We start from the raw sequence: 19,857 nt of genomic DNA on the forward strand, positions 1-19,857 counted from the left end.
TCTGACGCAAGCTTATGATGATTCGTGTTCCCGCACCTGCAAAACTGAATTTGTTTCTCCATATCACCGGTCGCCGTCCGGATAGTTATCACGAGCTGCAAAGTATCTTTCAGTTGATAGATTTGTGTGACTGGCTAGAGTTTGAGCAAACAGATGATCAGCAGATTCAGATTGAAGGTCTAGCCTCAGTCGATTTGGAACAGAATCTCATCTATCGTGCAGCGCAGATTTTGCAGCCTTATGCCAAAACGCCTTCTGGTCTGATCATTCGACTAGAGAAGAATATTCCCATGGGTGCAGGTCTTGGTGGTGGCTCATCCAATGCAGCAACGACCTTGATTGTGCTGAATCAGTTATGGCATTGTGGCTTAAATTCTGAGCAACTGGCAGAGCTCGGCGTCAAGCTGGGCGCGGATGTGCCTATTTTTGTTCATGGTCGCAATGCCTGGGCTGAAGGTATTGGTGAACACTTAACATTCATAGACTTAGATCAAAAACAGTTCATTGTGTTAAAACCTGACTGTTTTATCAGCACTCAACAGCTTTTTTCACAAAAAACGTTGACAAGAGACACGAAGCCCTCTAAATTTTGCGCCTATCAGATAAAGCCATCTGATTTCGGAAATAACTTTGAGCCAGTGGCACGAAGCCTATATCCAGAAGTCGATGAGGCAATGCAATATCTCGATCAATTCGGTGTTGCAAAGCTTACAGGTACAGGTGCTTGTGTTTTTATCGAAGTGACTGATGATATGAATGTGACCGACATTCTTGAGAATGCACCATGTAAATCTTACCTGGTGAACAGTCTGCAAGAATCGCCATTACATCATTTCAAGGTTCAATAGGGGTATCGCCAAGTGGTAAGGCACCGGGTTTTGATCTCGGCATCCGTTGGTTCGAATCCAGCTACCCCTGCCATTATTCACCTGTAGATGTACTGTATTAGGGGTATCGCCAAGTGGTAAGGCACCGGGTTTTGATCCCGGCATCCGTTGGTTCGAATCCAGCTACCCCTGCCATCTTACAGTTCATCAAATCTAGGGGCGTCGCCAAGTGGTAAGGCACCGGGTTTTGATCTCGGCATCCGTTGGTTCGAATCCAGCCGCCCCTGCCATTTTCTCGAAAAAAGACAGAACATCATTTGCTGTAAGACTGTTAATTTACCTTGACACAATACCGCAAAAATATTAAAGTTCTGCCGCATTAGGGGTATCGCCAAGTGGTAAGGCACCGGGTTTTGATCTCGGCATCCGTTGGTTCGAATCCAGCTACCCCTGCCATCTACTTCCATACATACCAACCGCCAAGGGTGCTTCATGCCCAATCTTGTCGTTTTTAGTGGAACCGCGCATCCACAATTCGCTCAAAAAGTCGTAAGTCACTTACATATTCCTCTAGGCGCTGCCTCTGTAGGCCAGTTCTCTGATGGCGAAATCGCTGTTGAGATCACTGAAAATGTTCGTGGTAAAGACGTATTCATCGTACAACCTACTTGTGCACCGACCAACGATAACCTGATGGAAATCCTGGTCATGGCTGACGCGTTACGCCGTGCAAGTGCTGGTCGTATTACTGCCGTGATTCCTTACTTCGGTTATGCCCGTCAAGACCGTCGTCCCCGTTCAAGCCGTGTGCCGATTACTGCAAAAGTTGTTGCAGATATGCTGACCACTGTAGGTATTGACCGTGTGGTGATGATTGATCTTCACGCTGACCAGATCCAAGGTTTCTTCGATATTCCTGTAGACAACATCTACGGTACGCCAGCCCTACTTGCTGACTTACGCCAACAACAGCATCATAACCTGATGGTTGTTTCTCCTGACGTAGGTGGTGTAGTTCGTGCTCGTGCTGTTGCGAAACAGATGGGTGATATCGACCTGGCGATCATCGATAAACGTCGTCAAAAAGCGAATGAATCACAAGTGATGCATTTGATTGGTGATGTGAAAGATCGTGACTGTGTGATCGTTGATGACATGGTGGATACTGCTGGTACGCTTTGTAAAGCTGCTGATGCGTTGAAAACTTTCGGTGCCCGCAAAGTAGTTGCTTACGCGACTCACCCAGTATTATCTGGTAAAGCACTTGAAAATCTGAAAAATTCTGTGATCGATGAGTTGGTAGTTACTGACACCATCCCTCTTTCAGAAGAAGCTTTAGCTCTTGGCAAGATTCGCCAGGTTTCAGTTGCAAGCATGGTTGCTGAAACAATTCGTCGTATCAACAACGAAGAATCTATTAGCGCAATGTTCGATTCTTATCTATAATAGTGCGCTGAATTTCCAAAGCCCTGCCATTTGGCGGGGCTTTCTATCACCGGATCGGTCGCAGGTCCGGTTCATTTAAAACTTAAATAGGATGTCTATCATGGCAAACTTCGTATTAAACGCAGAAGCACGTGAAGTAGCACAACAAGGGAAAGGTTCGAGCCGCCGCCTTCGTCATGCTGCTAAAGTTCCAGCGATCATCTATGGTGGCGAAGCTGCTCCTGTAGCTGTTTCTCTTGAACTTCGTCAGCTTGTTAAATTCTTAGAAAGCAACTCATTCTTCGAAGAAGTAATCGAAATTGATGTAAACGGTAAAGTTGAAAGCGTTAAAATCCAAGCGTTACAACGTCACCCAGCTAAAAACACTCCAATGCACGCTGACTTCAAACGCGCATAAGTGTTAATGGTGTAGATTAGTGTCAAATATTTCACTGATTGTAGGTTTGGGCAACCCAGGTTCTGAGTATGCTCAAACCCGCCATAATGCAGGCTTCTGGTTTGTAGAACGCCTTGCAGATCAATATGGCATTAGCCTTAAAAAAGACCCTAAATTCAATGGATTCAGCGGTCGTGGCAATATCGAAGGTCAAGACGTCCGTCTCCTTCTTCCTACAACATTCATGAACCTTTCCGGTAAAAGTGTTGTTCCTTTCGCCAAATTCTACAATATCGCACCCGAATCAATCCTGATTGCCCATGATGAACTGGATATGAATCCAGGCATTATTCGCCTGAAAACTGGCGGTGGTCATGGTGGACATAACGGTTTACGCGATATCGTGCCGCATATCGGTCCGAACTTTCATCGTCTACGCATTGGTATTGGTCACCCAGGTTCTAAAGACCGTGTTTCTGGTCATGTCCTGAGTAAAGCACCAAGCAGTGAACAAGAGTTAATGGACGATGCAATTGCCCATGCACTTGCTCGCGCCAAAATGCTGGTGAACGGTGAAGTACAACAGGCAATGAATCAAATCAATGCTTATAAACCGAACTAAACATTCATAAATTGCTGGACAATTCCGCTTGCCTTGCTGGCCATTTAGGCGCAAAATGCGCAAGCCTACCCACTTATCCAGTGTCGTAGAAATTGATTCAACCATAAGATCAAAGTCTTAGGTCAACTAAGGGGACGCTAGCCATGCTATCTCGTTTATTAAAATGCAAAATTCATCGCGCTTTTGTTACACATGCAGAATTACACTATGAAGGTTCATGTGCAATTGATGGCGTTTTGATGGATCTAGCTGGCATTCGTGAATACGAAGAAATTCATGTTTGGAACGTGACCAATGGTAAGCGTTTTACTACTTATGCCATTCGTGGTGAAGATAATTCAGGGATTATTTCTGTGAATGGTGGTGCTGCGCACCAGGCTGATGTTGGTGATATCGTGATTATCGCAACATTTGGTGATTTCACTGAAGCCGAAGCCAATGCTCATAAACCACGTCTGGTTTATGCCAACCCGGATAACACTGTGAATCACACTGCAAATTGCATTCCGGTACAGGTTGCCTAAGCTGGTTCAACAAGATTCTCAAAAGCTCGCTTCTCGCGGGCTTTTTTATGGGCTGATTAAAATAAAACTAACGCCCCTGCCACCAGCTTTTTCGGTTCTCACAGTTTAAGGACTTAAGATTTTGATCTACCAGGTCAGCCAACAAAGTTTCTCCATTTTCTTTTAGCTTTAATTCGGCGAATTTAGCATTACGATAACAAGGCTCAAGTCCCTCAGCGAACATAAAACTGTTGGCAGCCGGATATAAGCCTTCAAAGGTATTCCGTGGATTTTTCAGGATTAGTCGCGCTGAGCGTGGCTGATCCAGCGCACTTCGATTAAAACTGGTTTTGACAACTCTTCTTTGCTCATCAAGCTGTACATAGCTTAGTACACGGGACTGGTTTTCAAAATCTTGAATACTGATTTTAGGTTCTGATTGTTCTGATCTATTCTCCGCTGCTAGTGCACTAAAATGCAGATCATAATTCAGCGCCATATAATCGCCTTGCAGAATTGATCGCGGATCTACTGGTGCCAGCTCCACATAAATACTTTGGCTATCTCGAAGATGCCATTCATGTTGCGCAATCAATCCACAAAATAAGGCAATACTGAAAATAGCCAGATGCAAAGGAAGAAACTTTTTCATCTTGCCTCTCCTTGCTCATGTTGCAGTTTTGATGACTGCTTCAACATATATGCCAGCAACAAGACCAGTATCCCAGAAGCAAAGATACTGATGCTTTTTAATAGAAAACTTAAGCCCAGATTGTAATACAGCATCCATAGCCAGAAGATCAGCAATGAAATGGTAAGTGCCTGTATAAGTCGTTGCTGATAGACCACTGCCCACGCCATAAGCAGCATAATAATAAAAATCTCAAAATAGCCCAACAGAATGAGTAAGATGCCAAATACAGGAATCAGCCAGAGCAATTTTTCATAAAATTGCTGCCAGTTTTGCCAAATAAAACCAAGCAACAATAAGCTCGGAAGAACATAAAACAGCAGAACGTGGTCAAAGCTGATCTGCCCGATGCGCTGCCAATGCTCTAATCCAGTCACAGAATGAATCACGGCTGAACCTGTCAGCATAGCGATGATCCAGAGCAGAATACTTTTCTGATAAATTGAGGACTGCCAATATCTAGCAGTTAGGAATAGCCCGATAAAAATGACATAGTTCAAGCTTAGGGCAAGCGTGATTACGATATCATCATGTTTAAAGGAATTTTCTAAGGCGAGAACGACTATTGCTAAAGCATGTGTAATCAGCAGCTGTAAGGTCAGAATAAACCAGTGCATCCGTTTGATCACAGTCAGAGCCAGCATCATTAATTGCAACAACCATACTATAAACAGACTATCGGTGAGCAATTCCGTATGAATTAATACTGCAGCTTGCCCGCAAACCCAAAGACAATAGGCAAACTGACGTAAAAATATGGAATTCTTTTGACTTAATAATTTCCAAGCGATGCCAATAAAAATGAGACCTAAAACAATTGAAACTGCTTTCCAATAGGTCAGTAATAAGACTGCCAGAATAATTCCAGCTATCCATGCACCAAGTGCCAAAGGAATGACGGAGAATTTGGTTTGTGGAAAAATTTTCTTTAGGGCAAAACTGATCAGCGCAAACCAGCCAAAGATCAGCATTGCCAAGATAAATAAGCCCGCTGCTGAATTGGTAAGCCGATCGTCCAACAGTTCAAATAGCCATAGGCTCAAACTGGCAGCCAAGCCTGCAATCAGTAAAATGGTTTCTAGTGCCTGATGCTTACGATAAAAATAAAATGCAGCACCTGCTGGCAGAACAACTGAAGAAGCCAGATAGATCAGCTGAAAATGATGGGTAAACTGCATCATGCTGCTGATCGAAATCATGATAATGAGTGCAATAAACAGGTACCGCAGCAGCAGATAATAACGTATGGCAAAGGCAAAGCTGATGGCTGTCAGTAGGTTCAAAGTCAATAAATACAACCCTTCTGCCCGTATCATCCAGAAACTTTGCTTAAAGTAAAAATACAATGCAAGCTGACTGACCACACAAAGCATGGCAAAAACCCCGATATTTGGTCGATATAGCCACGGCAACAGCAATACGGCCCAGAGCAGAAATAACTGATAACTATCCGCACCAGTCTGATAGATCTGCCCAATCACCACCAGACTTAAGCCCAGCGTCAGGCCAGATACAGTATCCAGACTCTGTCTGATCCATTCCCGCTGATTAAAGTAAATGCTGGCTATTGCACTACAGAGTAAAACCAGCATTGGAATTGCTAACTGTACCTGATTCGGTAGCATCCACCAGTTCGCAGCCATTAAATACAGCAAACTGACTGCAATCAGCGCAACGCCCAAAATATTGAGATAACGCAAAACCTTTGCATCACAAAACAGCAAGGGAGAAAATGGATTATTATGGATCAGCTCGGTTTTCTTCATTGTCAGAATGATTGATCAATTTCTATTGTTAATAGCAACATAACATGTTTCCAGTTTTTTGCTAAAGGACTGTAGTAATTCAGATAATCTGTTTTGCTTATCTGAAATTCTGCAAATTCGTGACTGGCCAAACTATCCCATCTTTTAAAAATCAGGACTATAATGGCCCTACATCGCTTCAGGGCGGGGTGAGATTCCCCACCGGTGGTAATTTCAGGGTAGTAAATCTCTATTCCTAAATCAGCCCACGAGCGGTCAATTTCGATTGATCTGCAGATCTGGTGCAAATCCAGAGCCGACGGTATAGTCCGGATGAAAGAAGACGAAAGCAGTACACCCTGTTTTATGCCTGGCATGAAACTGTTTTGCTATAAGCCTATTTTCACTATGTCCTGAAATGTTCAATCGTACTTTTACTTTACGTGAGCGTTTCAATGTCAAGTTTGATTCAACCCGAAATTTTCTTTTCCGCTTTAGCTCCCGCTGAACAGCGCATCCAACAAGCACTCGAAGACATCCGCCAAGGCAGACCTGTTCTGGTGATGGATGACTTTGACCGCGAGAATGAAGCCGACCTCATCATTGCAGCAGAGACTTTGACTGTAGAAACCATGGCTCGTATGATTCGTGATGGTTCCGGTATTGTGTGCCTATGTCTGACTGATGAACTGGCCAATCATTTAGAACTGCCACCTATGGTGCAGGATAACTCTAGTCAGTTTAAAACTGCATTTACTGTCACCATTGAAGCTGCGGAAGGTGTGACGACTGGTGTATCTGCCAAAGACCGTACCACCACGATTAAAGCAGCCATTAAAGACGGCGCTGTCGCCAGTGACCTGAATCGCCCAGGGCATGTCTTCCCTTTACGTGCCCGTGAAGGCGGTGTGCTGACCCGTCGTGGTCATACCGAAGGTACGATTGATCTTGCACGTCTGGCTGGACTGAAACCTGCCGGGGTTCTGTGTGAACTGACCAATCCAGATGGCACCATGGCTTCTGGTATTCAGGTATTGTCTTATGCGCAGACGCATCAGCTGACCGTGATTACCATTGATGAACTAGCACATTACCGCCAGCAGCACAATGTATAAGTATAAGATTTAAAGATAAAAAATCCCGGCTTAAGACCGGGATTTTTATTTTATATAAATATTTTTAGATGAGTACAGACAATATTCCATAGACTGCGACTACTAATAAAATCAAACCGCACAAACCAAGCAAATAAGGATACAGCCTGGATTTAGCAAAGCGTTGAAAGCCTAAATAAACTAATGACAGAGTCAAAAAATCCAGCACAATCCAGCTGATCGTCAGAATCACTAAGCTGGAATCTAAGTTTGGAGTAATGCCGATAAACTGCGGGAAAAACGCAGCAAAGAAAATAATATCCTTAGGATTGGAAATCCCCACCAGAAAACCGGTTCGAAATCCTCCCTGTACTGGCTGCAAACCTTGCGAACTGGTTGGACCCTGCCCTTGCCAGACTTCCCGGAAAATCTGGATTCCCAGCCAGGCAATATATAAACAGCCAAGCAGCTTGATGCCATTCAGCCAGTTTTCATTGATAACCAATAAACCTTTTAAGCTAAAAATAGATAAGGTGATCAATACCAGAGAAGCAAAATTCGTCCCGAAAATGGTCTGCAAAGCATGCTTATAGCCACCTTTCAGTCCAGCACTAGCGACCAGCAACATCACAGGCCCAGGTGTGGCAATCATGATAACGACGGCCAGACAATAGAGAATATATTCACTGATATTCATGCCATTTCCTTAGCTATCATGATTTTACTAAATAAAAAAGAGGACTTAGTCCTCTTCCTGCATATGAATCAGATGCTGGCTGATCCCATCTGCCCGTAAAAAAGCCAGGTCATAACTGGCTTTGGCGAGTGCCAGTACCCGACGTTCGAATTCATCCCAAAGCGGGCGCACCTGTTTGTAATGAATGCCTAAACCGCTTTCATCAGTAAAATGACGATTCTTTTCACAGAGTTTTAAGGCATGGTAAAGCTTACGACCTTTAGTCGCATCTTCACGTAGACGCACCCGTTTAGACAAGACAAATGTTTCCACTTTGGCCAGATTCGCCATCGGCAGCATCGGGACCAAAATCTGATCTAGCTGTGCATCCAGCCGCTGCCAGACCGCAGTATGTTGATCTGCGTTATAACTATTCCAGTGAATCACTTCATGATTAAAACGGCGGCAACCACGACAGACCGCATCACCAAATACGGTTGAGCAACGCCCTGCGCAAGGGGTCAAAGATGCAATACGACGATCCGAACTCAAAACTTACTCCAACTGTGCTGCAACTTCCAGCATCTGCATCATTGCATCAAAATCCTGGGTCGGCATGACTATACACGCTCTCCCTATCGATTTGAAGTCCGTTAAAACCCGGCCTTTTACTCGCTTATTCATTCAAATCACGTTAAAATATGCGCCTTTCAAATTATCATGCTACGTTGGAGTATTCCATGAACGCTACTGTAGAACAGCTTGCACCTGTAGAACAGCAAGCGACGACTGGTTGGGTTGTTGCCGCACTTTATCAATTCAAAGAAGTTCAAGATCCTGAGGGTCTGCAACAACGTCTTTTAGACTTGGTAAAAACCATCAACCTTTGCGGTACTCTAATTGTGGCAGGTGAAGGCATTAACGGGACTGTTGCGGGTAACCGTGAAGCCATCGACAAAGTACATCAGTTTCTGCTTGATGAAGGCTTCAACGAAATGGAATACAAAGAGTCGCATAGCTCTGACAAACCATTCCGTAAAATGAAGATCAAGCTGAAAAAAGAGATTGTGACTTTAGGTGTGCCGGTTAAGCCACGTGATCTGGTTGGTCATTATCTTGATCCTAAAGAATGGAACGAGCTGATTGCACGTGATGATGTGATTCTGGTTGATACCCGTAATGATTACGAATACAAAGCCGGTACCTTCAAAGGCGCAATCGATCCAAAAACTGAAACTTTCCGTGAATTCCCTGAATATGTGAAAAAGAACCTGGAACAGCACAAGGATAAGAAAATTGCCATGTTCTGTACCGGTGGTATTCGTTGTGAAAAATCAACTTCTTTATTGCTTCAGGAAGGCTTTAAAGAGGTGTATCACCTGAAAGGCGGTATTCTGAAATACCTAGAAGAAACTCCAGCTGAAGAAAGTCTTTGGGAAGGTGAATGTTTCGTATTTGATGGCCGTACTGCAGTTACACATGGTGTGGAAGAAGGTCAAAATACCAAATGTCATGCGTGTGGCTGGCCATTAACACCTGAAGAGGCAGCGCTGCCAAGTTATGAACACGGCGTATCTTGTGTGTACTGCATCGATAAAACTACCGAGAAACAAAAAGAAGGTTTCCGTATGCGTCAATCGCAAATTCTGGCTGCAAAACGTAAACGTCTCTAATTCCAGTTTTGTAACTAAAAATATCTAAGCCCTCTTCGGAGGGCTTTTTGTTTACATAAGCATTACATCTGCAATAAAAAACTTACCAATCCCTTACCAAGAACAGCATATTTTTACAGCTAAGCTTGATAGTCTTTATATCACATTACTTTGTTACCATAAGTCTTTCATTATTAATTAATTTTTTAAATGAAAAGGAAAACAAAATGGCCAATTCACTTGCTCGGGATCCAGATAATATTGTTAGATTCCAACCTAAAGAAAATACAAAACTGGAACGTATTACCCAACTGACAGATGAGCTAGAAGCAGAATCACATCTGTTTATTGTGATCTTGGGAACTATCATTGGTGCCATTCTTGCCCTGTTTATTGGCTACCATATTGAGGCTACAGCAGCACACTATTTACTGCTCAGTGCTCTGCCAGTTTGCCTGGCTTACAGCTTACGTAAAGTTTACATTTATACCTTAACCCATAGTTAATCCGCACTTGGCCATTTATATAACTTAACTTTACCCTCTTAAAAATACTGCTTAGGATACAAGCAGTATTTTTTATTTTGCCAATTTTATGAATCTGACTGAATGGATTATTTCTGTCATGGAACAGCTGGGCTACTGGGGCATTGCCTTGCTCATGTTTCTTGACAATGTCTTTCCCCCGATCCCCTCTGAAATTATTATGCCTTCTGCCGGCTATTCCGCATCTCAAGGAGAATTACTGCTGGTTGGAGTCATTATTGCAGGCAGTATCGGTTCGTTATTGGCAGCGGCATTGCTCTATTGGATTGGCTATAAATTTAACCACGACAGTATTTTCAGATTCATAGACCGATATGGAAAATTCTTGTTTATCAAATCTGAAGACGTGAAAAAATCTCTGGAATGGTTCGAGCAGTATGGACACCGGATTGTATTCTTTGGCCGGATGGTTCCGGCAGTACGTTCCCTCATCAGTATCCCGGCTGGCATGAGCCATATGCCTTTCTGGAAATTCATGTTCTATAGTGGACTAGGTACTGTTATCTGGACCACGTTCCTGGCCTGTGTCGGTTTTTATTTTGGTGAAAATCAGGAATTGATGCACAAAATCTTCAGTCAGGTCAGTTATGTGATTATTGCGATTGTCGTGATCATCATGGGCTGGGTTTTATACCGTAGACATCAACGTAAAAATCGTCCATCCTGAAGAGACCTCAGCATAAGGAGGCTAAAACGATGTCGCACTATCCTAAATATTTTGCCACCGTTTATCTAACTCTGGTCTTAATAGTCGGCATACTCATCTACGTGTTCAATCTGGGCGCCATTCTGCTGATTCCTGCCCTGATTGCCTCCGCCTTTCTCAGCGCCCGGTACTTTGTAAAAAAAGAACTCCGACTACCCACCCAGGAAGAGAAAAGCAGACTGGTCTGGGGTTCCACGATTATTGCCATGACCTTCGGATTTATCTTTTTGTTTATAGTCATCTGGCTGCATCCGCAGACGGAGGAAATCTATAGAAGGATGGCCTATACAGGACGCGGGCCAAATTCGTTTCTGGTAGCTGCAAGTATTGCTTTACATGCCTTGCTGTTCCATATCGCCTACAATGGCTATGCGCGTTACAGCTTGAGCAAGCGTACCGGTGCTGATCACAAACCTTAGATTAAATCATCCACTAGTCCAAACGTTGTACAAAACACCTGAGCTAAAAAAAGCACCTGACGGTGCTTTTTCATGGCGGCGCATGACTTATTCTGGTGTGTGGTACATCAGATATAATTCATTCAAGTTTTCTGGAATCTCTTCTGCAAGCTCATCCATTAACTGGCCATTGCGACGGAAAGATTCCATTTGCGGATCTTCTTCATCGATGCCACTGAATACCATAATTGGCAGCGTTAAATCGACCAACTGTTCTTCAAATTCTTCTGTAAACCAGGCTTCTTCGTTCAGGAACATGGCATCTACAAAGCCCACGCTCCAGTCACCTAGACTTGATTCGGTATCTGCTTCTTCAATTTCAAACGGGAAAGTGATCCCTTCTTCATTGGCCAAGCTTTGACGGATTGACTCTAACCATGCTTTAACCTGATTGATGATTTCTGCAGGCACTTTTTTCTGGTTGCCTTCAAAAAGTTCATCCATCCATTTGTCAAATTGCGGGCCTACTGCAATAGCACATAAGAAACCATGAGTTGCCGCAAAATCCAGACCATACTCATTTTGGTCGCCATCCAGATATTCACTCAACAGGTCTAAATCTAAAGCACTCATTTAACATCCAAACTTAGAAAACCGAAAGGATTAGCATAGCATTTATTCAGGCTATGCTAAATCTGAATTCGTTAATCTTCGTCGTCAAAGTCGTCATCATCGTCGAAGTCATAATCAAAATCTTTGAGTTCGCGTTCCAGGCGGCGTTGCGAGAGCAGATCATCAATCAGACGACGTTTTTCCAACGACTCTTTCGCACTTAGCTTACTCGATGCCTCATCGAAATTAACATCATCATCACCGTAGCTATCATCTAGTTCAAAATCTGTCGAAGACACTAAAACTACCTCGTAGTGAAAAATGTAAATGGGTCTAGGCGCTATTTATCTTGCCTTTAAAAACTTGTCAAGTTTTATTTATATATTTTGTATGTTTATACTAGTTAGCTCTTGTTTTTCTACAGCATAATTGTGTATTTATTAGCTGGTTAGATAGTGAACGCTTTTTATCCCATGGATGAGGGACGTTTTTAAAATTAGATTGGGAAATACACTTGAAAAGATAAACTTAGACCCAATATCGATATTCAATTGTTATTCAAACATATTTATAAAATCATGCTTGACTGATCAATTCCAAAACTATTTCAGGTGAATTGTGCTATCATGCACGGTTTTTCACTGCCACAGATTCAACGAAGAGTAAGCAAAGATGAGCGATATGACTTCCCCTACTTCTCAAGTAGCGGCTCTGATTAGCCGAGGCAAAGAACAAGGTTACTTAACCTTCGCTGAGGTTAACGATCATCTCCCGGACTCCATCACAGAAAGCGAACAGATTGAAGACATCATTCAAATGCTGAATGATGTGGGTATTCCTGTCCATGATCGTGCGCCTGAATCTGATGATGCAATGTTCGAGGATACTGCAGAAGCTGCTGATGAAGTTGCAGAAGAAGAAGCTGCGGCTGTACTTGCATCTGTAGAAAACGAACCAGGTCGTACGACTGACCCTGTACGTATGTACATGCGTGAAATGGGTACCGTTGAACTTTTAACGCGTGAAGGCGAAATTAGCATTGCAAAACGCATTGAAGAAGGGATCCGTGACGTTCTTCACTCTATTGCTTACTGGCCGAATGCTGTAGAAGTTGTACTACAAGAATACAAAGATTATGAAGCTGGCGAACGCCGCCTTGCTGACATTCTGTCAGGTTATTTAGACCCTGAATCAGATGAAGAAATTCCAGAAGTCCTGGAAGAAGTCGCTGAAATCGAAGAAGACGAAGAAGCAACGACCAAGTCAACCAAAGATGTAAAACTGGATGATGACGAGGAAGATGAAGAGTCTGATAGCGATGACGATTCTGAAGGTGACTCAGGCCCAGATCCAGAAATTGCCAAAGTTCGTTTTGCCGAACTTTCCGATGCCTGGAAAAATACCAAAGCGGTACTGGAAAAACACGGCCGTAACAGCAAAGAAGCAGAAGAAGCACTTCAAGCGCTTGCTACTGTGTTCATGATGTTCAAGTTCACGCCGCGTCTGTTCGATATCATTTCTGAAATGATTCGTGGCACACATGACCAGATCCGTGGTGCAGAACGTGAAGTGATGCGTTATGCCGTCCGTCGTGGCCGTATGGACCGTACCCAGTTCCGTACTACTTTCCCGGGTCAGGAATCGAATCCAGCCTGGTTAGATGAGCAAATTGCGAAAGCGACTGCTGATCAGAAAGCTTATCTGGAAAAAGTACGTCCTGACGTATTGGCCTTCCAGCAAAAAATCGCAGATATCGAAAAAGACCTTGATCTTAAAGTTCGTGACATCAAAGACATTGCCAAACGTATGGCAGTCGGTGAAGCGAAAGCGCGTCGTGCCAAGAAAGAGATGGTTGAAGCAAACTTACGTCTGGTGATTTCGATCGCGAAGAAATATACCAACCGTGGTCTGCAGTTCTTAGATCTGATTCAGGAAGGTAACATCGGTCTGATGAAAGCGGTAGACAAATTTGAATACCGTCGTGGTTACAAGTTCTCGACTTATGCAACCTGGTGGATTCGTCAGGCAATTACCCGTTCAATCGCGGATCAGGCACGTACCATTCGTATTCCAGTACACATGATTGAAACGATTAACAAGATCAACCGTGTATCTCGTCAATTGCTTCAGGAAATGGGTCGTGAACCGACTCCGGAAGAACTAGGCGAACGTCTGGAAATGGACGAAGTGAAGGTTCGTAAAGTACTGAAAATCGCTAAAGAACCGATTTCGATGGAAACACCGATCGGTGATGATGAAGATTCGCATTTGGGTGACTTCATTGAAGACAGCAACATCACTTCACCAGTGGATGCTGCAACTTCAGAAGGCTTGAAAGAAGCGACTCGCGAAGTGCTGGAAAACCTGACTGAACGTGAAGCGAAAGTCCTGAAAATGCGTTTCGGTATCGACATGCCAACGGATCATACTTTAGAAGAAGTCGGTAAACAGTTCGATGTAACCCGCGAACGTATCCGTCAGATTGAAGCGAAAGCACTGCGTAAGTTACGTCACCCTTCCCGTTCTGAACACCTGCGTTCATTCCTGGAAAATGATTAAGATTTAATACAATTTTGGAGACTTGAAATTTCATCTCTCGTCTCCATTTTGTATTGCAATACACCCAAACGCCTGCGCTATGCAGGCGTTTCGAATAGGGGGACTACATGTTAGACCGTACACCATCTCGTGAACTCCGCGAAGATCTTTGGGTTTTTCCAATGGATTACCCAATCAAACTCATTGGCCTTGCAGGTGAAGAACTGCTGAATGCGGTCGTTGAGATTTTCACCAAACATTTTCCTGACTTTGATGGCGATAGCGTAAGCATCACTCCATCCCGTACTGGTAAATATCATTCGATCACTGCTCAGCTACGCTTCCTTGAACTGGAACAGGTGCATGCCGTATATGCTGATCTTGCAGCTTGCCCACTAATCAAGACTGCACTTTAAGATTATTCTGCTCCAACCTTGGCAAATTAAAAAACACGCTTTCGGGCGTGTTTTTTATGTGTGTGACTAGCTCACCAACAATTACTACGAATCTCTCCCCTATCTATTGCTGAAATCATTATAATTATTTGCAGTATGATTTAATTTTCTAAGGACGCACACTGTGACAGCTGCGGTTCAAAAACCCTCCCTGATTATCCGTCAATATAATAACCTGACTCCCTACGAAGACCGTTTTCTGGAAATGAAAAGCTTCACGGAAAACCGTGATGAAAATACGCCTGATGAGTTATGGATTTTGCAGCACCATGATGTACTGACCCAAGGTCAGGCCGGTAAACCGGAACATATCCTGATTCCAACTGATATTCCTGTCATTCAAACCGACCGTGGTGGTCAAGTCACTTGGCATGGTCCTGGTCAGCTCGTCGCATACTTTATGTTTGACCTGAACCGTCTGGGCTGGAATGTCCGTACATTGGTGTCTTATGCCGAAAACCTGATGATTGAACTACTTAAAAAGCATGAGATTGAAGCCTATGCCAAACCCGATGCTCCGGGCGTCTATGTGAATGAACGTAAAATTGGTTCTCTCGGCTTTAAAATCCGTAAAGGCCGTAGCTATCATGGCTTATCTTTAAATATTGATTGCGACCTGACTGGTTTCCATACCATCAACCCGTGCGGCTATGCAGGCCTGGAAATGGTGCGAATTAATGACCTCGTCAGCAACCCGCCAAAGTTTAATGACTTGTGTGTTGAAATTATTGAAACTTTAAGCAGCAGCGGTTACTTTAAGCAGGTGAACGTCGAGCAAAGATAAAGCCTTTGCATTTTAACAATAAATAAATTAGAGTAATTACTCTAAACCAATAATATCAAGATAGGGATCATCACGTGATTGCGACAAAATCCGTAAAACCCGCTTTGCAGCTTGCCTATGTCAAACTGATGATGGATATCATTGGCCGTGGCCTGGTCATGGCAAGTCAGGTAGACCCAGAAATCAAACAGGAAGTTGCCCAGTTTCCCGCCAATTTTAGGCTTTCAATGAATGTTTTTCCACATGGCCCGGCCTTCGTTGCCCGGGTCACGGAACAACATCAGCTGGAACTGGTCAAAGAAAGCAATATCAAGCCAGACCTGACCATTACCTTTAAGCATCTGCATCATGCCTTTCTGGTGTTTTCCTTTCAGGAAAGCACGTCTCAGGCCTTTGCCAATGACCGCATGATTGCCGATGGTGATATTTCCTATGCGATCCGTCTGGTACGTTGCCTGAACAAAATGGAAGCGCTGATCTTGCCGAAAATGGTGGCGCAACTGGCAGTAAAAGAATACCCGAATAATCTGGGACTCAAAGATAAAATCATGGAAGCGAGCAGCATCTACTTAAAAGTCGCTCAATCTTATTTGAAACGGAGTGTATAACATGGCAAAACCTTATTATGAATTTTTCTGCCCAGTCAAAGTAATTGCTGGTCATGCCGCGTTAGAACACATTCCTTTTGAATTGGCCACTTTAGGTGCCAAACGTCCACTGATCATTACCGATAAAGGTGTACGTGCCAATAACCTGCTGGCGCCGATTGAAGCTGCTTTTGAATCGACCGATGCCAAAATTGCAGCGATTTTCGATGATGTACCGCCAGATTCCAGTTTAGGTACAGTGCGCAGCGCAGCACAGCTTTATCGTGATCATGATTGCGATGCCATTATTGCTGTTGGCGGCGGTTCAGTGATTGATACCTCAAAAGCGACCAATATTTTGGTCTCTGAAGGTGGTGACGACTTACTCAAATATTCTGGTGCGCATAACCTGCCTAAACCGCTGAAGCCATTTTTCGTAATTCCTACGACTTCTGGTACCGGTTCTGAAGTGACCATGGTTGCTGTGGTATCGGATACCGAAAAGAATGTGAAAATGCCATTCGCATCTTATTATCTGATGCCGCATGCAGCGATTCTGGATCCACGTATGACTCAGACCCTGCCACCGCATCTGACTGCCATGACAGCCATGGATGCGATGACACATGCTGTAGAAGCTTATACCTGTATGGCAGCCAATCCAATTTCCGATGCCTATGCCACAGCTGCCGTGAAAAAAGTCAGTGCCAACCTGTTTAACGTACTCGACAACCCAACTGATGCCCAAGGTCGTCTGGAGCTGGCTCAGGCCTCTACCATGGCTGGTATTGCCTTCTCCAATTCAATGGTGGGTCTGGTGCACTCGCTTGGCCATGCTCTAGGTGCAGTCGCGCATTTGCCGCATGGCCTATGTATGAACCTCTTCCTGCCTTATGTACTGGAATACAACAAGGAAGTGAATGGCGACAAGATTGCCGAGCTGCTGCTGCCATTGGCGGGTGCAGACATCTATGCACAAACACCAGCACACTTACGTGCAGACAAGACCATTGCTACAATTTTAACCATGCGTGATCGAATCTATAGCTTGACCAAATTACCGCGCACATTAAGTGAAACAGGTAAGATTTCTGAAGCACAGCTGGATGAAGTTGCTGAAAAAGCATTAAATGATGGTTCCATCATTTACAACCCAAAAGAAGCCAGTTTGGAAGATTTGAAATCTATCTTAAAAAAGGCTTGGTAATTACTGAAAAATAAGCCAATATAGCGAAAAATTTAAGCCTGATGTTTTTTTAGACATCGGGCTTTTATCTTGCAGGAAATCGCCGTTTTTTGCTTCGAATGGCACATTTCGTGCAGGCCTAAATTCAAAAAATAGCTAGTAAAAGCCGTAATTTTAAAGTAGATTGGCGCGCTTTTATAGAAAATTGTAGGGGGGATCGTTCGTCTCAAACGATCCTTATTAAATATGACTGATCCTTGATCAACGATTAAGAGGATAACGCCGTTGACAAATTTCTCTGGGACTCAATCGGCAGCTAAACTGCAAAAAACGCTAGGGCTCTGGCACATCATTATTATTGGTTTAGCTTACATTCAACCAATGACCTTATTTGATACTTTTGGTTTGGTATCTGAAGAAAGTCATTTGCATGTTCCTACTTCTTACATCATTGCCCTGATTGCAATTTTGTTTACATCGATCAGCTATGGTCACATGATTCGCCGCTACCCTTCTTCGGGTTCGGCCTATACCTATGCCCAAAAATCGATTCACCCAAATATTGGCTTCATGGTGGGCTGGTCTTCCTGGCTGGATTATCTGTTATCACCAATGGTGAACATCATCCTGGCAGTGATCTATCTTGAAGCACTGTTTCCTGATGTGAACCACTGGGTCTGGGTAATCGTGCTGACTGCCTTCATGACCGGGGTAAACCTGCGCGGTGCACGCTTCGTGGCAAACTTTAACAGTTTGATCGTACTGGTACAGTTACTGGTGATCGGTATCTTTACCTGGATGGTCTTTACCAAACTGCAGGCCGGTTTCAATGCTGATGGTCCGATTACAGCTGAACAGCGTTACCAGCTTTGGAGTCTTGAACCGTTCTGGAATGAACTGACTTCGGTAGGCGCCCTGATTACTGGTGCGACCTTACTGTGCTTCTCATTCACTGGTTTTGACTCTTTAAGTTCCCTGGCAGAAGAAACCAAAGATACTGAAAACACCTTGCCTAAAGCGATTTTCTTGACTGCTTTAATCGCTGGTGTGATTTTCATTATCAGTACTTACTTCATGCAGCTATACTTCCCATCTACACCGGGTTCTTACTTCAAGAATATTGCTGAAACTCAGCCAGAAATTCTGCTTCTTGTCGGCGGCTCACTGTTCCAGTCTTATGTTCTGACTTTTGCGATCATTACCGTAATGGCGTCTGGTATCTCTGCTCACGCAGGTGTATCTCGTCTGATGTATGTCATGGGTCGTGATGGCGTGATCAACAAGAAAATCTTTGGTCATATCAGTCCGAAAAGCTATACGCCAAACTACAACATTCTGATTGTAGGTGCAGTGGCCTTAACTGCTGGCTTCATGGATCTGGATATCGTGATTTCGATGATCAGCTTCGGTGCCTTGACTGCGTTTACATTCGTGAACCTGTCAGTAATTTCACGTTATGCACTGCGTGATGGCCGTACTAAAACTGCGAAAGATATTTTCAGCTTTGTGGTCATCCCGATGCTTGGTTTTATCAGTATCTTTGCGATGTGGTTGGAAATTGAAGAAACTGCACTGAAATACGGTTTATGGTGGGCGATGTTCGGTATTTTGTACCTGGGTTATAAAACCAAGGGCTTTAAGCACCCTGCTCCACAACATAACGAGTTTGAATAATCGATATTGTTCATACCTAAAAAGGCGCTTTATGCGCCTTTTTTTATTTTCTTGGATAATAGACTGAGCTTATTGTAGGCGACAATCAAAACCCATCTGGGTATTTACCCGGTTATTCTGAAAGCCCAGTTTTTCAATAAACAGATCACGATTGGATAATAGTTTCTGATCTTCCGGACTGAGTCGAGCCTTGTTTTTCACTGCCATTTGATACATTTCATTCACCACGCCCTGAAAAATATCACAAACTTCCTGACGTTTGGCTGGTTTCATCTGACGTCCACGCCAGGTCCACTCGAAATCATCACGGCTGAGGGTTTTACCCCATTGCTCAATGCGGCCATTTAAGCGCTGTTGCATCGCTGCCAGTCCCTGACGGATTTCTTCCTGAGTAATGGGCTGAACTGTATCTTGTGATGATACTGATTGCTGTGGCGCTTCTTGAGCCTGTGTCATCATGCTAGCCAGCAATAACGTACTACATCCTGCTAGAATCCATCCTATTTTCACATCTTGTTCCTTTTTTCTACATTCTCAAGAGCTTATCTGCTAGATTACCTGAAAGAACAAATATGTACCTGCATCTGTTACATAAAATAAAAAAGCTGCCCTTAGGCCATTGCTGTCCCACAATTTTTCACAAGAGGAAGCTCAAATGAGCTTCCTCTTGTTTTATGGGTATTTTATCGGGTGAAAATAAAGCTTTTAAAGTTCTTCTTTCAAACAAATTCACTTGAATT

At 43.6% G+C, this 19,857-nt stretch carries 24 protein-coding genes, 4 tRNA genes and 1 riboswitch; of the genes, 20 read left to right on the forward strand and 8 right to left on the reverse strand.

All coding sequences use genetic code 11. From position 1 onward, the window contains the following. Positions 1-17: 17 nt before the first annotated feature. The 9 genes from ispE (at position 18) to panD (ending at position 3,795) form a co-directional block, all read left to right on the forward strand. Positions 18-848 (forward strand): 4-(cytidine 5'-diphospho)-2-C-methyl-D-erythritol kinase, encoded by an 831-nt coding sequence (ispE, locus tag FTU03_RS09490; protein ID WP_179992820.1) that lies wholly within the window; start codon positions 18-20, stop codon positions 846-848. Next, positions 847-921, forward strand: a tRNA-Gln gene (locus tag FTU03_RS09495). Before ispE ends, FTU03_RS09495 begins: the two co-directional genes overlap by 2 nt. Positions 922-947: 26 nt before the next feature. Further along, positions 948-1,022 (forward strand) — tRNA-Gln (locus FTU03_RS09500). Between the two features lie 20 nt (positions 1,023-1,042). Then, a tRNA-Gln gene (locus FTU03_RS09505) sits at positions 1,043-1,117 on the forward strand. A gap of 91 nt (positions 1,118-1,208) precedes the next feature. Beyond that, a tRNA-Gln gene (locus tag FTU03_RS09510) sits at positions 1,209-1,283 on the forward strand. Between the two features lie 36 nt (positions 1,284-1,319). Beyond that, positions 1,320-2,273, forward strand: coding sequence for a ribose-phosphate pyrophosphokinase (locus FTU03_RS09515; protein ID WP_004784839.1), 954 nt, complete (start codon positions 1,320-1,322; stop codon positions 2,271-2,273). A 100-nt stretch (positions 2,274-2,373) separates the two neighbouring features. Next, the gene (gene rplY, locus FTU03_RS09520; protein ID WP_004784841.1) at positions 2,374-2,670 is read left to right on the forward strand and encodes a 50S ribosomal protein L25; all 297 of its coding nucleotides are present in this window, start codon (positions 2,374-2,376) and stop codon (positions 2,668-2,670) included. A gap of 19 nt (positions 2,671-2,689) precedes the next feature. Then, positions 2,690-3,271 (forward strand): aminoacyl-tRNA hydrolase, encoded by a 582-nt coding sequence (gene pth / locus FTU03_RS09525; protein WP_005236857.1) that lies wholly within the window; start codon positions 2,690-2,692, stop codon positions 3,269-3,271. Between the two features lie 143 nt (positions 3,272-3,414). Next, complete coding sequence (panD, locus tag FTU03_RS09530) at positions 3,415-3,795, forward strand: aspartate 1-decarboxylase (protein WP_004784844.1); 381 nt, start codon at positions 3,415-3,417, stop codon at positions 3,793-3,795. A 67-nt stretch (positions 3,796-3,862) separates the two neighbouring features. Here panD and FTU03_RS09535 read toward each other — a convergent pair whose 3' ends face one another. Together FTU03_RS09535 and FTU03_RS09540 are read right to left on the reverse strand one after the other, a co-directional pair. After that, positions 3,863-4,426 carry a GDYXXLXY domain-containing protein gene (locus FTU03_RS09535; RefSeq protein ID WP_159123458.1) on the reverse strand — a complete coding sequence of 188 codons (564 nt, stop codon included), beginning with the start codon at positions 4,424-4,426 and terminating at the stop codon, positions 3,863-3,865. Next, positions 4,423-6,231, reverse strand: a complete 1,809-nt coding sequence (locus FTU03_RS09540) for a DUF2157 domain-containing protein (RefSeq protein WP_179992821.1) — start codon at positions 6,229-6,231, stop codon at positions 4,423-4,425. Before FTU03_RS09540 ends, FTU03_RS09535 begins: the two co-directional genes overlap by 4 nt. 171 nt (positions 6,232-6,402) lie before the next feature. Further along, a riboswitch (FMN riboswitch) is annotated at positions 6,403-6,559 on the forward strand. Between the two features lie 106 nt (positions 6,560-6,665). Between FTU03_RS09540 and ribB the strand changes: the two genes are divergently transcribed. Next, a complete protein-coding gene (gene ribB, locus FTU03_RS09545) occupies positions 6,666-7,325 on the forward strand; it encodes a 3,4-dihydroxy-2-butanone-4-phosphate synthase (protein ID WP_179992822.1) in 660 nt (219 codons plus the stop codon). A 64-nt stretch (positions 7,326-7,389) separates the two neighbouring features. Here the strand turns inward: ribB and FTU03_RS09550 are convergent, their stop codons facing one another. Genes FTU03_RS09550 through FTU03_RS16210 form a run of 3 tightly spaced genes read right to left on the reverse strand, consistent with a single transcriptional unit; the run spans position 7,390 to position 8,664 of the window. Further along, on the reverse strand, positions 7,390-8,001 hold the full coding sequence (locus tag FTU03_RS09550) for a LysE family translocator (RefSeq protein WP_179992823.1): 612 nt from the start codon (positions 7,999-8,001) through the stop codon (positions 7,390-7,392). Positions 8,002-8,046: 45 nt separating this feature from the next. Next, entirely contained in the window at positions 8,047-8,532 is a 486-nt protein-coding gene (locus FTU03_RS09555) for a DUF1289 domain-containing protein (RefSeq protein ID WP_179992824.1), read from the reverse strand. A gap of 3 nt (positions 8,533-8,535) precedes the next feature. Beyond that, entirely contained in the window at positions 8,536-8,664 is a 129-nt protein-coding gene (locus tag FTU03_RS16210; RefSeq protein ID WP_257218376.1) for a hypothetical protein, read from the reverse strand. A 56-nt stretch (positions 8,665-8,720) separates the two neighbouring features. On the opposite strand from FTU03_RS16210, the gene FTU03_RS09560 reads away from it, so the two are divergent. The 4 genes from FTU03_RS09560 (at position 8,721) to FTU03_RS09575 (ending at position 11,302) form a co-directional block, all read left to right on the forward strand. Beyond that, entirely contained in the window at positions 8,721-9,653 is a 933-nt protein-coding gene (locus FTU03_RS09560; protein WP_004784858.1) for a rhodanese-related sulfurtransferase, read from the forward strand. A 206-nt stretch (positions 9,654-9,859) separates the two neighbouring features. Then, complete coding sequence (locus FTU03_RS09565; RefSeq protein WP_159123452.1) at positions 9,860-10,138, forward strand: FUSC family protein; 279 nt, start codon at positions 9,860-9,862, stop codon at positions 10,136-10,138. Positions 10,139-10,226: 88 nt separating this feature from the next. Beyond that, positions 10,227-10,844 carry a DedA family protein gene (locus FTU03_RS09570; RefSeq protein ID WP_159123451.1) on the forward strand — a complete coding sequence of 206 codons (618 nt, stop codon included), beginning with the start codon at positions 10,227-10,229 and terminating at the stop codon, positions 10,842-10,844. A 29-nt stretch (positions 10,845-10,873) separates the two neighbouring features. Beyond that, entirely contained in the window at positions 10,874-11,302 is a 429-nt protein-coding gene (locus FTU03_RS09575) for an ABZJ_00895 family protein (RefSeq protein ID WP_179992825.1), read from the forward strand. Positions 11,303-11,389: 87 nt separating this feature from the next. Here FTU03_RS09575 and FTU03_RS09580 read toward each other — a convergent pair whose 3' ends face one another. Both FTU03_RS09580 and FTU03_RS09585 read right to left on the reverse strand, forming a co-directional pair. Continuing rightward, a complete protein-coding gene (locus tag FTU03_RS09580; protein WP_004784868.1) occupies positions 11,390-11,914 on the reverse strand; it encodes a YecA family protein in 525 nt (174 codons plus the stop codon). Positions 11,915-11,985: 71 nt separating this feature from the next. Continuing rightward, on the reverse strand, positions 11,986-12,192 hold the full coding sequence (locus tag FTU03_RS09585; RefSeq protein ID WP_004784869.1) for a PA3496 family putative envelope integrity protein: 207 nt from the start codon (positions 12,190-12,192) through the stop codon (positions 11,986-11,988). A gap of 373 nt (positions 12,193-12,565) precedes the next feature. Here FTU03_RS09585 and rpoD point away from each other — a divergent pair, with 373 nt between their 5' ends. The 6 genes from rpoD to FTU03_RS09615 all read left to right on the forward strand — a co-directional run bounded on the left by rpoD (position 12,566) and on the right by FTU03_RS09615 (position 19,117). After that, positions 12,566-14,452: an RNA polymerase sigma factor RpoD gene (gene rpoD, locus FTU03_RS09590; RefSeq protein WP_004784872.1), complete on the forward strand. Its 1,887-nt coding sequence runs from the start codon at positions 12,566-12,568 to the stop codon at positions 14,450-14,452. Between the two features lie 107 nt (positions 14,453-14,559). Then, entirely contained in the window at positions 14,560-14,847 is a 288-nt protein-coding gene (locus FTU03_RS09595; RefSeq protein ID WP_004784874.1) for a YbeD family protein, read from the forward strand. A 163-nt stretch (positions 14,848-15,010) separates the two neighbouring features. Then, the gene (gene lipB, locus FTU03_RS09600; protein ID WP_159123448.1) at positions 15,011-15,670 is read left to right on the forward strand and encodes a lipoyl(octanoyl) transferase LipB; all 660 of its coding nucleotides are present in this window, start codon (positions 15,011-15,013) and stop codon (positions 15,668-15,670) included. Between the two features lie 74 nt (positions 15,671-15,744). Then, positions 15,745-16,278 (forward strand): hypothetical protein, encoded by a 534-nt coding sequence (locus tag FTU03_RS09605; protein ID WP_159123447.1) that lies wholly within the window; start codon positions 15,745-15,747, stop codon positions 16,276-16,278. A 1-nt stretch (position 16,279) separates the two neighbouring features. Then, a complete protein-coding gene (locus tag FTU03_RS09610; RefSeq protein ID WP_034170151.1) occupies positions 16,280-17,464 on the forward strand; it encodes an iron-containing alcohol dehydrogenase in 1,185 nt (394 codons plus the stop codon). A gap of 264 nt (positions 17,465-17,728) precedes the next feature. Continuing rightward, on the forward strand, positions 17,729-19,117 hold the full coding sequence (locus FTU03_RS09615) for an APC family permease (RefSeq protein WP_004784881.1): 1,389 nt from the start codon (positions 17,729-17,731) through the stop codon (positions 19,115-19,117). 69 nt (positions 19,118-19,186) lie between these two features. Here the strand turns inward: FTU03_RS09615 and FTU03_RS09620 are convergent, their stop codons facing one another. Further along, on the reverse strand, positions 19,187-19,576 hold the full coding sequence (locus FTU03_RS09620) for a hypothetical protein (RefSeq protein WP_179992826.1): 390 nt from the start codon (positions 19,574-19,576) through the stop codon (positions 19,187-19,189). Between the last annotated feature and the right edge of the window lie 281 nt (positions 19,577-19,857).

Origin of the sequence: Acinetobacter sp. YH12046, from assembly GCF_013419905.1 — a bacterium.
Taxonomy (GTDB): domain Bacteria; phylum Pseudomonadota; class Gammaproteobacteria; order Pseudomonadales; family Moraxellaceae; genus Acinetobacter.

Bases quoted from the DNA above. Each gene is read 5' to 3' on its own strand.
- FTU03_RS09515 (WP_004784839.1), top strand. From the start codon at position 1,320: ATGCCCAATCTTGTCGTTTTTAGTGGAACCGCGCATCCACAATTCGCT.
- FTU03_RS09580 (WP_004784868.1), bottom strand. From the start codon at position 11,914: ATGAGTGCTTTAGATTTAGACCTGTTGAGTGAATATCTGGATGGCGAC.
- ispE (WP_179992820.1), top strand. From the start codon at position 18: ATGATTCGTGTTCCCGCACCTGCAAAACTGAATTTGTTTCTCCATATC.
- FTU03_RS09535 (WP_159123458.1), bottom strand. From the start codon at position 4,426: ATGAAAAAGTTTCTTCCTTTGCATCTGGCTATTTTCAGTATTGCCTTA.
- FTU03_RS09540 (WP_179992821.1), bottom strand. From the start codon at position 6,231: ATGAAGAAAACCGAGCTGATCCATAATAATCCATTTTCTCCCTTGCTG.
- ribB (WP_179992822.1), top strand. From the start codon at position 6,666: ATGTCAAGTTTGATTCAACCCGAAATTTTCTTTTCCGCTTTAGCTCCC.
- FTU03_RS09595 (WP_004784874.1), top strand. From the start codon at position 14,560: ATGTTAGACCGTACACCATCTCGTGAACTCCGCGAAGATCTTTGGGTT.
- FTU03_RS09550 (WP_179992823.1), bottom strand. From the start codon at position 8,001: ATGAATATCAGTGAATATATTCTCTATTGTCTGGCCGTCGTTATCATG.
- rplY (WP_004784841.1), top strand. From the start codon at position 2,374: ATGGCAAACTTCGTATTAAACGCAGAAGCACGTGAAGTAGCACAACAA.
- FTU03_RS09565 (WP_159123452.1), top strand. From the start codon at position 9,860: ATGGCCAATTCACTTGCTCGGGATCCAGATAATATTGTTAGATTCCAA.
- FTU03_RS16210 (WP_257218376.1), bottom strand. From the start codon at position 8,664: ATGAATAAGCGAGTAAAAGGCCGGGTTTTAACGGACTTCAAATCGATA.
- rpoD (WP_004784872.1), top strand. From the start codon at position 12,566: ATGAGCGATATGACTTCCCCTACTTCTCAAGTAGCGGCTCTGATTAGC.
- FTU03_RS09570 (WP_159123451.1), top strand. From the start codon at position 10,227: ATGAATCTGACTGAATGGATTATTTCTGTCATGGAACAGCTGGGCTAC.
- FTU03_RS09575 (WP_179992825.1), top strand. From the start codon at position 10,874: ATGTCGCACTATCCTAAATATTTTGCCACCGTTTATCTAACTCTGGTC.
- FTU03_RS09620 (WP_179992826.1), bottom strand. From the start codon at position 19,576: ATGATGACACAGGCTCAAGAAGCGCCACAGCAATCAGTATCATCACAA.
- panD (WP_004784844.1), top strand. From the start codon at position 3,415: ATGCTATCTCGTTTATTAAAATGCAAAATTCATCGCGCTTTTGTTACA.
- FTU03_RS09560 (WP_004784858.1), top strand. From the start codon at position 8,721: ATGAACGCTACTGTAGAACAGCTTGCACCTGTAGAACAGCAAGCGACG.
- FTU03_RS09610 (WP_034170151.1), top strand. From the start codon at position 16,280: ATGGCAAAACCTTATTATGAATTTTTCTGCCCAGTCAAAGTAATTGCT.